This is a genomic window from Gilvirhabdus luticola (assembly GCF_040117515.1).
In the GTDB taxonomy this organism is placed as follows: domain Bacteria; phylum Bacteroidota; class Bacteroidia; order Flavobacteriales; family Flavobacteriaceae; genus Gilvirhabdus; species Gilvirhabdus luticola.
Map to the genome: position 1 here is coordinate 57,542 of NZ_JBEEEN010000004.1, position 13,668 is coordinate 71,209.

At 33.6% G+C, this 13,668-nt stretch carries 11 protein-coding genes and 1 pseudogene; 9 read left to right on the forward strand and 3 right to left on the reverse strand.

The genetic code is table 11. The annotated features are described in order from the left end of the window. The first annotated feature begins 6 nt into the window (after window positions 1-6). The 6 genes and pseudogenes from prfB to AAFP94_RS08495 form a co-directional block, all read left to right on the forward strand. Window positions 7-1,117, forward strand: a protein-coding gene (prfB, locus tag AAFP94_RS08470) for a peptide chain release factor 2 (protein ID WP_316662142.1) whose coding sequence is annotated in 2 segments (ribosomal slippage) — window positions 7-69 and window positions 71-1,117 — 1,110 coding nt in all. Because the reading frame shifts where the segments join, the coding sequence is not laid out codon by codon here. Continuing rightward, window positions 1,114-1,731: an HAD family hydrolase gene (locus tag AAFP94_RS08475; protein WP_316662143.1), complete on the forward strand. Its 618-nt coding sequence runs from the start codon at window positions 1,114-1,116 to the stop codon at window positions 1,729-1,731. Before prfB ends, AAFP94_RS08475 begins: the two co-directional genes overlap by 4 nt. 2 nt (window positions 1,732-1,733) lie before the next feature. Further along, a complete protein-coding gene (arsC, locus tag AAFP94_RS08480; protein ID WP_316662144.1) occupies window positions 1,734-2,075 on the forward strand; it encodes an arsenate reductase (glutaredoxin) in 342 nt (113 codons plus the stop codon). A gap of 93 nt (window positions 2,076-2,168) precedes the next feature. Next, a complete protein-coding gene (locus AAFP94_RS08485) occupies window positions 2,169-4,595 on the forward strand; it encodes a TonB-dependent receptor domain-containing protein (protein WP_316662145.1) in 2,427 nt (808 codons plus the stop codon). Window positions 4,596-4,685: 90 nt separating this feature from the next. Further along, on the forward strand, window positions 4,686-5,792 hold the full coding sequence (locus AAFP94_RS08490; RefSeq protein ID WP_316662146.1) for a TonB-dependent receptor: 1,107 nt from the start codon (window positions 4,686-4,688) through the stop codon (window positions 5,790-5,792). A 27-nt stretch (window positions 5,793-5,819) separates the two neighbouring features. Next, window positions 5,820-7,217 (forward strand): annotated as a pseudogene (locus AAFP94_RS08495) (outer membrane beta-barrel family protein); the annotation flags it as partial. 57 nt (window positions 7,218-7,274) lie between these two features. Here the strand turns inward: AAFP94_RS08495 and AAFP94_RS08500 are convergent. Beyond that, on the reverse strand, window positions 7,275-7,457 hold the full coding sequence (locus AAFP94_RS08500; RefSeq protein WP_316662147.1) for an ATP synthase subunit B family protein: 183 nt from the start codon (window positions 7,455-7,457) through the stop codon (window positions 7,275-7,277). Between the two features lie 203 nt (window positions 7,458-7,660). On the opposite strand from AAFP94_RS08500, the gene fumC reads away from it, so the two are divergent. Together fumC and AAFP94_RS08510 are read left to right on the forward strand one after the other, a co-directional pair. Beyond that, window positions 7,661-9,058 carry a class II fumarate hydratase gene (fumC, locus tag AAFP94_RS08505; protein ID WP_316662387.1) on the forward strand — a complete coding sequence of 466 codons (1,398 nt, stop codon included), beginning with the start codon at window positions 7,661-7,663 and terminating at the stop codon, window positions 9,056-9,058. Window positions 9,059-9,105: 47 nt separating this feature from the next. After that, window positions 9,106-10,545 carry a T9SS type A sorting domain-containing protein gene (locus AAFP94_RS08510; protein ID WP_316662149.1) on the forward strand — a complete coding sequence of 480 codons (1,440 nt, stop codon included), beginning with the start codon at window positions 9,106-9,108 and terminating at the stop codon, window positions 10,543-10,545. A 159-nt stretch (window positions 10,546-10,704) separates the two neighbouring features. Here the strand turns inward: AAFP94_RS08510 and AAFP94_RS08515 are convergent, their stop codons facing one another. Beyond that, window positions 10,705-11,280, reverse strand: coding sequence for a Crp/Fnr family transcriptional regulator (locus AAFP94_RS08515; protein ID WP_316662150.1), 576 nt, complete (start codon window positions 11,278-11,280; stop codon window positions 10,705-10,707). A 125-nt stretch (window positions 11,281-11,405) separates the two neighbouring features. Between AAFP94_RS08515 and hutI the strand changes: the two genes are divergently transcribed. Beyond that, on the forward strand, window positions 11,406-12,641 hold the full coding sequence (gene hutI / locus AAFP94_RS08520; protein ID WP_316662151.1) for an imidazolonepropionase: 1,236 nt from the start codon (window positions 11,406-11,408) through the stop codon (window positions 12,639-12,641). 57 nt (window positions 12,642-12,698) lie between these two features. Here the strand turns inward: hutI and AAFP94_RS08525 are convergent, their stop codons facing one another. Next, window positions 12,699-13,583: a chromosome partitioning protein ParA gene (locus tag AAFP94_RS08525; protein WP_316662152.1), complete on the reverse strand. Its 885-nt coding sequence runs from the start codon at window positions 13,581-13,583 to the stop codon at window positions 12,699-12,701. Window positions 13,584-13,668: the final 85 nt, after the last annotated feature.

The window sequence follows — 13,668 nt, forward strand, 5'->3', positions numbered from 1 at the left end:
AATTTTATGACTACATCCGATCAAGTAAAAGATCTTGTAGAACGCCTTGGAGCGTTGAGGAGGTATCTTTGACATAGATGCCAAACTAATTGAAATACAAAACGAAGAAGAAAAAACGTTTGACCCAAATTTCTGGAATGATTCCAAAGAGGCCGAAGCAATAATGAAAGTGCTTCGCGAAAAGAAAAATTGGGTTGAAGATTACAACAAAGTTAAATCTTTAGTCGAAGATCTTGAGGTACTTTATGAGTTTTACAAAGCTGAAGAAGTATCTGCTTCAGAGCTTGACAATCAACACAATAAGGCATTAAATACCATAGAGCGTTTAGAGTTTAAGAATATGCTCTCCGAAAAAGGTGATAGTTTAAGTGCAGTACTTCAAATTACTGCAGGCGCTGGTGGTACAGAAAGCTGCGATTGGGCAAGCATGCTCATGCGTATGTATTTGATGTATGCCGAAAAAAGTGATTTTAAAGTTAAAGAACTTAACTTCCAAGAAGGTGACGTTGCTGGTATTAAAACAGTAACATTAGAAATTGAAGGTGATTACGCATTTGGCTGGCTAAAAGCGGAAAATGGCGTCCATCGTTTAGTTCGTATTTCACCATTTGATAGTAATGCAAAACGCCATACTAGTTTCGCTTCGGTGTATGTATATCCATTGGTAGATGATACCATAGAGATAGATATCAATCCATCTGACATAGAAATAACGACTGCACGCTCTAGTGGTGCAGGTGGTCAAAATGTAAATAAAGTAGAGACGAAAGTACAATTGACACATAAGCCTACAGGAATTCAAATTTCATGTTCAGAAACTCGATCACAACACGATAATAGAGCTAGAGCCTTGCAAATGCTTAAATCGCAACTCTACGAAATTGAGTTAAGCAAACAACTAGCTCAAAGAGATGACATTGAAGCTGGTAAAATGAAAATTGAATGGGGTAGCCAAATAAGAAATTATGTCATGCATCCTTACAAACTAGTTAAAGATGTAAGAACAGGTTTTGAAACTGGTAATGTAGATGCTGTTATGGATGGAGATATAGAACCATTTTTAAAATCCTATCTAATGATGATGGGGCAAAAAGAAGAAAACAACACAGAATTATGAAAAAAATAGACACCATAATTTTCGACCTTGGCGGTGTATTAATAGACTGGAATCCTGAATACGTTTTTTTAGATGTTTTCAAAGGAAATAGAGAAGAAATGAATTGGTTTTTCGATAACATTTGTACACATGATTGGAACGAAAATCAGGATGCTGGTTACCCAATTGAAAAAGCAACTAAAGAACGCATAGCAAAATTTCCAGAGTTTGAAGAATTAATTCGCATGTATTATGGCCGTTGGGTAGAAATGCTTGGTGGACCTATTACAGAAACCGTTGATGTCCTTGACAAATTAATAAAATCAAACGATTATAAAGTTGTGGCACTTACAAACTGGAGTCATGAAACCTTTCCAATTGCTCTTGAAAGGTTTGAGTTTTTACATTGGTTTGAAGGTATAGTAGTTTCTGGCGAAGAGAAAACTAGAAAACCCTTTAAGAAAATATATGATATTACACTAGACCGTTTTAACATTGATGCAGAAAACTCCGTTTTTATTGATGACAATTTAAGAAATATCGAAGCAGCCAATCAATTAGGTATCAACGGTATTCAATTTAAAAATGCTGGAAAACTTATAGAGCAGTTAAAGTCATATAATATCAATTTGTAAAAATGATTAAAATCTATCACAACCCACGTTGTACTAAATCAAGACAAGGATTAGAGTTACTTGAAAACTCTGGAAAAGAATTTGAAATCATCAAATATTTGGAAGAAATTCCAACAAAAGAAGAATTAAGAGAGATTTTAGAATTTCTAGGTATTAATCCAATGGATTTGGTCAGAAAGAATGAGCCTATTTGGAAAGAATCTTTTAAAGGTAAAAAGCTTTCTGATACGGCTATCATTAACGCTATGATAAAATATCCAAAACTAATTGAACGTCCGATTATTATAAATAATAGCAAAGCAGTTATTGGAAGGCCAACAGAAATAATCAAGTCTATTATTTAACTTAAAGCTTGAAGTCATTTTCTTTTAACACAATTTTAACCTATGCTGGTTAAACCATAATTTACTTTAGCGGTCTAAAGCCAAACCATTAATATGACCAAGACTATATTAGCTCTAATATTTATTAGTTTTAGCCTTCATTTTTTAAATGCCCAACCGCCTACTTTGAAAGAAGTTAAAGTCTCTGGAAAAGTTTTAGATCAAGAAACCAATCAGCCTCTTGAATACGCAACTATTACTTTTTACAATATTAAAGAGCAGAAAATGACAACAGGTGGAATTACAGACGCCAATGGTAATTTTAGTATTCCTGTGGAACCAGGCATTTACAATATCACTATAGAATACTTGTCTTATAAGGCACAAACGCTATCAAACAAAAGAATTGTACGGGATGAAAATCTAGGTACTTTTTCACTCGAAACAGATACAGAGTCATTAGAAGAAGTTGAAATTATTGCAGAAAGAACCACAGTCGAGTTAAAACTTGATAAGAAAATTTATAATGTTGGAAAAGATTTGACAGTAAGTGGCGGAACGGTTAGTGATGTTTTAGATAATATTCCTTCCGTATCTATAAATTCTGATGGTAATGTAGCCTTAAGAGGTAACGAAAGTGTTAGAATTCTTATTGACGGTAAGCCTTCTGCACTTGTTGGTTTAAATTCTAATGATGCCTTAAAACAACTTCCTGCGGAGTCAATAGAAAAGGTAGAAGTTATTACGTCACCTTCAGCAAGGTATGAATCTGAAGGTACTGCAGGTATAATTAATATAATTTTACGTCGTAGTAAATTACAAGGGTTAAACGGCGCAATTTCTGCCAATATTGGCGATCCGACACAGGCAGGTATTTCAGGTAATATAAATTATAGAACTGGTGATGTCAATTTTTTCAATACTACAGGTTACAGCTACCGTGAAACACCAGGCTATTGGATTAACAATACCAGATATAAAGATACCGGCAATTATCTGGATGAAAATCGGCAGTGGACTGACATCAGTAAAGGATTAACCACAAATTTTGGAATAGAATGGTATGTAAATAATTCATCTTCAATTACAACATCAATTGTTTATAGAAAAAATGATAACGAAGACCGATCTATAACAGAATTATTACAATATGATGCTGATAGATTACTTATAGATGAAACTATTCGCATTAATCCTGAATTAAATGATAATAAGACCATTCAATATGCATTCAATTATTCCAAAAATTTTAAAACAAGCGGACATAAACTCACGTTTGATTTTCAGTATGAAGATAGTGATTCTGATATGAACTCAACAGCAAATGAAAATGGAATAGATGTTGATAAATTGAGTAGAATCGAAGACGAATCTAATATATTGTTGAGATCAGATTATGTATTGCCAATTGGAGAAAATAGCCAATTTGAATTTGGATATCGTGGAGATTTTAACACAACGACTACAGATTATGAGGTAAGATTGTTTGATACAATGTCAGGTGATTTTGAAATTGACACAAATCTTTCTAATTTATTTAACTTCAAAAACTATATTAATGCGGTTTATGCACAGTATGGTACCAAGATAAATAACATAAGCTACTTGCTCGGTTTACGTATGGAAAATACACAGACCACTTTAGATCAACCAACAAGTGGAGATTTTGAAAAGAAAAATTATACAGGTTTATTTCCAACGTTAAATATTAACTATGAATTCTCAGAAGATGAAAGTCTAACGTTTGGTTACAACAGACGTTTAAGAAGGCCTTGGTCATTCTTTTTAAACCCCTTTCCTTCACGTTCTAGTTTAACTAATGTCTTTCAGGGTAATCCTGATTTAGACCCAACTTATTCAGATAAGTTTGAAATTGGATATTTAAATCGTTTAGATAAGGTTACTATAAGTACTGCAATATATTATCAGCATTCTAATGATTTAATGCGATTTATAAGTAGAGATTCTGGAGAAACTGTTATTGTTGGTGGTCAAGAAGTTCCCGTAATACAAAGAGGACCTGTTAACATTGGTACACAAGATGAGCTTGGCTTTGAATTGAATGTAAGTTATTCACCTATTAGAAAATGGAGAATAAATACAGATATTAATCTCAATAATGAAGAAGTTAACGGCGATTTTGAAAACTTAAATTTCGATTCAAAAAACTTTAATTGGTCTGTGCGTTTAAATAATAAATATACATTACCATTAAAAATAGATTGGCAAACAAATCTACGCTATAGAGGTCCAAGAAAAGATGCACAAAATGATAGTGAAGGTCGCTTTAATATGAATCTTGCCTTTAGCAAGGACCTTTTTAAAGACAATGGTTCTTTAGCCTTTAATATTAATAACCTTTTTAATTCACCAAATAGAAAAGGGATTTCAGAAACTCCAACGTTTATTACTGATACAGAAGTACAGTACAGAGGTCCACGTAGTTACAACTTATCGTTTACTTATAGATTTAATCAAAAGAAAAAGAGAGAACGCCGCGGTGGAAATTTCGAAGGCGGTGGACCAGAAATCGATTTGTAACTTCACATCATAAAACTTCTTTAACATATTTTTAACCAATTAAGGTTAAACCATAGCGTGCTTTTTAGGTCTAAAAAATAAACCTATAGCATGACCAAAGCCTTACTAACCATTATTATAGCAATCTTTTGGCTTAATTTTTTAAATGCGCAACCTCCTACTCTTAAAGAAGCTATCATATCTGGAAAAGTTATTGACAAAGAAACTCGTCAACCTTTAGAATACGCAACCGTTGCTTTTTTCAGTAAAATTCAAAATAAGATTATTACAGGAGGCATTACAGATATCAATGGTGATTTTAGTATTCCCGTTTCTAAAGGAGTTTACGATATAACTATTGAATACATTTCTTTCAAAACACGAACAATATCAGATAAGCTTATTGCAAAAGATGAAAACCTGGGCACCTTCGTTCTTGAAATAAATACAGAAGCTTTGGCTGCAGTTGAAATTATTGCAGAGCGAACTACTGTAGAAATTAAACTTGACAAGAAGATTTACAATATAGGAAGAGACATCACAACTGCTGGTGGTACAGTAAGCGATGCATTAAACAATATTCCTTCGGTAACTGTAGATATAGAAGGTGCTATAAGCTTAAGAGGTAATGAGAATGTAAGAATTCTGATAAACGGAAAACCTTCGGCTATGGCAGGATTTGGTGATGTCAATCTGTTAAGTCAACTGCCAGCAGAAGCTATAGAACGCGTAGAAGTTATAACATCGCCATCAGCTAGATATGATGCAGAAGGCACAGCTGGAATTTTAAATATCATTTTGCGTCAAAAAAAGACATTGGGCTTCAATGGCTCAATCAACCTTAATGCAGGTACACCAGCTAGTGCAGGTGTATCAGCAAACATTAACTACCGTACAGAAAAGTTTAATCTGTTTTCAAATATTGGTTGGCGTTATTTTGATTCGCCTAGAAACAGTTTTAATGACATCAATTATTTTGACAGAGTTGAGGATGGCAGTGTGATTGAGCCAGAATATGAGCGCATTCGTGAAGACCAGCTGGTAGATCGTGTTAATAGAAATTACAACGCCAGTATAGGTATGGAATATTTCCTGTCCAAAAAAACCTCATTGACTGGAAGTGTTTTTTACAGATATGGAGAAGATGCAGACGTATCCACAAACAAGAGTGAACGTTTTAATGATGGTAGTATCGTTGAAGAGACCAAACGTCGTTAAGCAAATAGAGAAACAGATAATAGCTACCAGGTTTCATTAAATTATATCACAAAATTTGATGACCTTGGACACGAGTTGACAGCAGATTTTCAATTTGAAAACGATTCTGAAAATAAACACCTGCGTTTCAATGAAGATTATGTGTTTACGGATAAGACAGACCCAGAACCGTTTCAAATGGAAAGAGTTTTTGAAGAAGAAGACCAAAAAGAGTATCTCTTACAGGCAGACTATGTATTACCTATTGGAGAAGATGCAAGGTTCGAGTCAGGTTTTCGTAGTAACTTTGAGAACGAAATCACAGATTACACACTGGCGCAGGAAGATCTGGATACAGGAGATTTTATTGTTAATGACACCATTTCCAATATTTTTGATTATCAAGAAAATGTCAATGCGCTCTATACGCAATATGGAAACAGAACGGGCAAGTTCTCTTTTCTTTTAGGCTTAAGATTAGAGCACACACAGCTAAAAGGAGATATAGACTCAAGGCTAACAGATCAGGAACTAGTAGAAGCCTTTGGCTTTCCAATAGAAACACATTTTGATAACAACTATTTAGGGTTGTTCCCAACAGTAAATATCATCTACAATCTATCAGATGATGAAGAAGACTCCGAAGAAAGTATCACTTTAGGCTATAACAGACATATTAATAGACCTCGTGGTTGGTATATTAACCCATTCCCTTCACGTTCCAGTCGCACAAATGTCTTTCCGGGTAATCCAAATTTAGAACCTGCTTTCGCAAGTGCATTCGATGTTGGTTACCTAAAACGTTGGGAGAAGCTTACACTTTCAGCTTCTGTATATTATCAGCACGAGACCAACTCGTTTGAGCGTGTAGAAGAAAACACAGGGCAACAAACATCAGATGGCATTGATATTATACGTACCATTCCTGTAAACCTGTCCACAAACCAAAGAACTGGTGGTGAGTTTAGCATCATGTACAATCCTGAAAAGTGGCTACGATTAAATACCAGTTTTAACGTCTTTAGGTTTAAAACCGAAGGCGAATTCAATGGTATAGATTATAGTACAGACAACAACAGTTGGTTTGCACGCTTCAGTTCAAAAGTAACATTACCGGGAAAAATAGATTGGCAGACCAATGCCAACTACAGAGGTGCAAGACAAGATGCACAAAGTGATACAGATGGTGTGTTAACTATAGATCTGGCATTCAGTAAAGAGTTTTTTAATGACAATGCCACCATCTCATTCAATGTAAGAGATCTGTTAAATTCCAGAAAGCGTAATTCTTTGACCACTACCGAGTTTTTTACGAGAAGAAGTGAATTTCAATGGAGGCAACGATCAATTAATTTAGGGTTCATCTATCGCTTCAACCAGCAAAAAAGAAACAATCGTCAAAGACAAGACAATGGCGATGATGGCGATTTTGATTTTGGAGGATAACCGTAAACTAAAAAAGGAAGCCAATGGCTTCCTTTTTTGTATGTCATAAAACACCGTTTAGTGTACTGCTGCTTCTCTTTTGGCACGTTTTTCTTCACGCTTTTCTTTAAAACGCTCCATCAATGCACCACCAATCCAATAAGGAATCACAAAAGTTATTAAAAAAATCATAAGCCAAAAACCCAAGGTTAATATGGCTAAAAATGCTAAAAATCCTAAATATTGGTCAAAATCAAACATAATGGGGTACTTTAATAAAGGCAAAGATATAACAAACAGTTTTGTTTTACAACAACAAGTTTAAGATTTATTAACAGAGTTTTTAATTTGCCAATTGGTTATTTAATACAAAAACATGTTATCAACAAGTGCTAACAAATAATCGTATCCAACTTTAACATTTACACAACAAAATTGTAATTTTGCAAGACAATCTAACACCAATGGAATACAGAATAGAAAAAGATACTATGGGTCAGGTAAAAGTACCTGCCAACAAGCTTTGGGGAGCGCAAACAGAACGTTCGCGCAACAACTTCAAAATTGGAGCTCCAGCATCAATGCCATTAGAAATTGTTTATGGTTTTGCTTATCTTAAAAAAGCAGCAGCATACACAAATACAGAGCTTGGCGTTCTGGCAGAAGAAAAAAGAGACCTCATTGCGCAGGTATGTGATGAGATTCTCGAGGGCAAACACGACGACCAGTTTCCGTTGGTTATTTGGCAGACAGGCTCTGGTACTCAAAGCAATATGAACGTCAATGAGGTCATTGCCAACAGAGCACACCAGTTGGCTGGCAAGACAGTTGGTGAAGGTGAAAAGACTATACAACCCAACGACGATGTTAATAAAAGCCAATCCTCAAACGATACCTTCCCTACCGGGATGCACATTGCTATCTATAAAAAGATAGTAGACATGACCATTCCTGGAGTTATCAAACTCCGCAACACCCTAAATGATAAAGCAATAGCATTTAAAGACTGTGTAAAAATAGGCAGAACACATTTAATGGATGCAACGCCTTTAACGCTTGGCCAAGAGTTTTCAGGTTATGTATCACAGTTAGATCATGGTTTAAAAGCCTTGGAAAACACCTTACCACACCTAGCAGAATTGGCACTTGGTGGTACAGCAGTAGGAACAGGCCTAAATACTCCAAAGGGTTATGATGTCTTGGTTGCACAGTACATTGCCAAATTTACAAATCTGCCTTTTGTTACTGCCGAAAACAAATTTGAAGCACTAGCAGCACATGATGCATTGGTAGAAACACACGGTGCATTAAAACAATTGGCAGTATCCTTAAATAAGATTGCAAACGATATTCGTATGATGGCTTCTGGTCCACGTTCAGGAATTGGTGAAATTATCATCCCTGCAAACGAACCAGGAAGCTCAATCATGCCAGGAAAGGTAAACCCAACACAGTGTGAAGCCTTAACCATGGTTTGCGCACAGGTTATGGGTAACGATGTGGCTGTAACCGTTGGTGGTACACAAGGGCACTATGAGTTAAATGTCTTTAAACCCGTGATGGCGGCCAATGTGTTACATTCTGCGCAATTATTGGGTGATGCATGCACAAGCTTCGAAGAACATTGTGCTATAGGCATTGAACCAAACCATTCGGTGATTAAGCAATTGTTGAACAACTCTTTAATGTTGGTGACTGCATTAAATACTAAAATAGGTTATTACAAAGCCGCAGAAATTGCCAATACAGCCCATAAGAATGGTACCACATTAAAAGAAGAAGCTATTAAATTAGGTTATGTAACTGCAGAAGAATATGATGCTTGGGTAAAACCAGAAAATATGGTTGGAGGCTTAAAATAAAAACAATAACTTTATAGAGCAATAATTAATTGACTAAATCTATTATAATGAAAAGAACTCTACTTGTTTTATTTGTTTTCATCTCTATCAATTCTTTTTCACAAGGAACGACATTTACTCCAGCAATAGTTATCAATGCTCAAACTGGCTCAAACCCTCTTGCTATAGATTCAGGTGATTTAGATGCTGATTTAAGTAATCCATCAGATGTTAATAAAAGCATCGATATTGTTATTGGCACCTATTTTGGGAGCACAATTGAGTGGTACAAAAACGATGGTAATGGAAATTTTACAATACAGCCATTAGTTTCCTCAACATTAACAGGTATATATGATATTGAAATAGCTGACTTAAATGGAGATAATTATAATGATATACTAGCTGCCTCCTATGCAGAAAATAAATTAGTATGGTATGCGAATGATGGTGCAGGTGGTTTTGGTAGTGAACAAATTATTTCTAATACTTTTAATGGTGCGTTTAAAATAATTGCTGGAAAAATAGATGATGATTCTACAATTGATATTGCTGCAATTGCATATAATTCTGGAGCTATATCTTGGTATGCAAATGATGGTGCTCCATGGACAGAATTAAATATAAAAACAACACCAGCAAGTGCTCCAACTGATTTTGACTTAAAAGATATTGATAATGATGGAGATTTAGACATTACAGTTGCTTATGCAGGAAGTGGTGTTGTAGAATTGTATTATAACCCATTAGATCCACCAGCAAATAATCCTATTGTCTTTTTTGAAGATACCAATAACCCCGTGTCTTCAGGTAATTCTGGTGGGTTATATGATGTTTCAATAGCTGATGTCGATGATGATGGTTTTCCTCTTGATATCATAAAAGCAGATTATAATGGAAATGTTGCTTGGTATGAAAAAGAAGGTGATGGAACATTTACAGAAACTATAATTAATATTGCTGATCAAGCTGTACCTTATCGACCTTCTAATGCAAGAATTGCTGATCTAGATAATGATATGCATAATGATATTATTGTAAGTAATGCTATTACAGTCAATGATGATATTATTTGGATGGAAAGTAATGATGATGATACATTTATGATGGAGGTAGCAATAGATGCCACCCAATTTCAAGTGTATGATTTAACAATTAATGATTTTGATGATGATGGTGATTTAGATATTGCATCTATTTCATATCAAGATAATGATCAACAAGATAGTTCCCTTAATTTATTCTTAAATAATAAAATTATATTAGGAGTCAGTTCTAACTCAATCGATATAATTAAAATCCACCCCAACCCAGTAAAAGATAAATTAAATTTTAAAGGTTCGTTTTCAGCGCCATTAAATATTTCTATTTACAATATACTAGGTAAAAAGATCTATGATAAAACTATAGAACTTAATTCAGGTTTGGATGTTTCTAACCTCCAAAGTGGTTTCTATATTATAAAATTTGAAGGATTCAATGACACTTACAAACTTGTAAAAGAATAGAGTTTGAAATTCAATTAGTTGTTTAAATAAAAAAAGCATATGATATACATATGCTTTTTTTTGGTTAGTTAGCTATTAATCGTTATTAAATTAATACGGTTTAATCTAAATGAGATGTGTAAATGTATTACAACAAATATTATAAATCATTAACATTTGTTAATTGTGCCCTAATTTTTTTCTAATTCTGCTTAATTGCACAGGTGTAATACCTAGGTAAGATGCAATATGAAACTGCGGAATTAAATCATTGATTTCTGGAATTTGACCTATCAATTTTAAATAACGATCTTTTGCATTCAATGAAATTAACTCAACTAGACGACTCTCGTATTTCATATAGACTTTTTCTAAAGCTTTAGAATATAATTCATTAAGCTTATGATTCTTGCCGCATAGTATGGTAAATTTACGATAGTCCATTTCATAAAGCTTACAATTGGTTATCGTTTCAAACACAAATAAGGAGGGAGTTCCTTTTATTAAAGCCGTTAGAGAAGCCACAAAACTTATAGGTAAGTAAAAACTTTTATTGAATTCTTTTCCGGATTCTGTACTTAAATAACATCGAATAACGCCTGAACGGAGCATGTACATTTTTGAAGGAATTTCACCCAACCTAACAATTTGGGTTCCTGCTTCTATTTCCCTAAATCTAGCTATTTGTTGAAGTTCTAAAAATAATTCATCTGACACTTCAGCAATTGAATTTAAAAAAACATGATTATTATTCATTGTAAATGATTACATATTTAATTGAGAAAAGAAAATTTACACCCTTTATAGTTATTAAATATAAAGTTATTAAATATAATGTTAGATTTTTTATATTTCATACTTTTAACATCGAAAAAAAATCAATGTCTTTATTAATTACCAATATAAAAGAGCTTCTTCAAGTAAGAGATAACCATGTTTCTGTAGTAGATGGAGCAGTTATGAAACAACTTCCATCTATTAAAAATGCTTTTCTATATATTGAAAATGATATTATTAAAGATTTTGGACCAAATTATGAAGCCGAGAAATACTCTGCTAAAACCATAGTAGACGCAAGCGGTAAAATGGTCTTACCAACTTGGTGTGACTCACATACTCATATTGTATATGCAGGAAATAGAGAACAAGAATTTGTAGACAGGATTAATGGTTTAAGTTATGAAGAAATTGCTAATCGTGGTGGTGGTATTCTAAATTCTGCTAAAATACTTCAGGAAACAAGCGAAGAAGAATTATACAATCAATCTATTGCTCGTGTAAAAGAAGTAATTAAACTTGGAACTGGAGCTTTGGAAATTAAATCTGGATATGGTCTCACAGTTGAATCTGAATTAAAAATGCTTCGAGTCATCAAAAGGATTCAACAAAACTCCCCAATAAAAATAAAGGCAACCTTCCTTGGTGCACATGCTTTACCAGAACCATATAAGAATAATAAAAATGCATATTTAGATGTCATTATTAACGAAATGCTTCCAGAAATTGAAAGAGAAAATCTAGCAGATTACATTGATGTCTTTTGTGAAAAAGGATATTTTTCTTTGGAGGATTCAGACAGAATTCTCGAAGCTGGTAAAAAAGTAGGTTTAATTCCTAAAATACATGTCAACCAATTTAATGCGTTTGGTGGCGTTGCTCTTGGTGTAAAACATGGAGCACTTTCTGTAGATCATCTTGAAGAATTAAATCAACAGGACATTGATGCATTAAAAGGTAGCCAAACAATGCCTGTAGCATTACCATCTTGTTCCTACTTTTTAAGTATCCCTTACACACCAGCCAGAAAAATAATTGATTCAGGTTTGCCACTTGCTTTGGCTACAGACTACAATCCGGGTTCTACTCCTAGTGGAAACATGAATTTTGTTATAAGTACAGCCTGTATTAAAATGAAAATGACTCCTGAAGAAGCTATAAATGCTGCTACAATAAACGGAGCTTATGCCATGGGAATTGAAAATGAATATGGCAGTATAACTATTGGGAAAAAAGCTAATTTAATAATTACCAAAAAAGTACCTAGTTACTACTATTTACCCTATGCTTTTGGTGAGAATCATATCGATTCAGTAATTATAAATGGCAAGTTGATGTAAAGAAAAAATCCGAAAGTTTAACTTTCGGATTTCCTCATCATAAATCTACTCAAATATTTATTTAAGGGTAAACTCCGAGCTAGATACTAAATCTCTTTCATTAAATACATTTACGGTATAACGACCTTTAGCAAAATCGCTATTGCCTTTAGAAGCTACAAACTCACAAACATTTAGGTTTGTATTCTCATAGTTAAATTTGCTTATTAAACTATAGTTAAGTGTTTGAGATTCAAATGCTACTTGCTCATTTGCTCCAAGAACATTATTGTTTGGGTCTATTACTTGAATGTATAATTCTTGGTCACCAGCTTGTACTAAACCATTTTTAGCAACTGTAAAACAAACTCTTAATTTATCTGTACGAGAGGCTCTTTCAGTAGGAATTAATTTTCCAGATGATCTTTCAATAACACCAAAACCTTTTAAACCAACGGTAGTTAGAACGGCAGCATTATCAACTACTTCCGCTAATGCAGTATTTTGTACTAATAAAGAATCTGTAAACATTGTACGCTCTTCTAATCTTACTTTAGTACTATCTAAAGACGTAGCCAAATATGAGTTCTCTACTCTTAAAGAATCATTTTGAGCCAACAGAACATCCATTTCTTGTTGTAGTGCAGTGTACTTTTGTTTGTATCTCCACAAGCTTCTTACGTTAGTTTCAGAAATTTTTAATGAGTCCATAAGTCCTTGAATACGTTCTCTTGCCTCAACTAAATTTTGATTTGCAACTTCATTTTCCCCAATAGCAATATCATATTGTTTTGCCATATTATTTAGGTCATTCATTACAAGTTGTTTCTCTTCCATTAATTGTGCTTCGGTATCTTTTTTATCTTTCATTAAATCGAAAGTATAAATACCAGTAATTACAAATAAGGCTAAAGCTATTCCTAATGCAACTTTAAGACCAGTGTTACTTTTGTTGTTTTCCATGATGATTTGTTTATTTATTTTTTCAATTGTTTTTTAAACGTTATTTAGGTTTTACTTAATTTATACAAATTATACTGTATTTTTA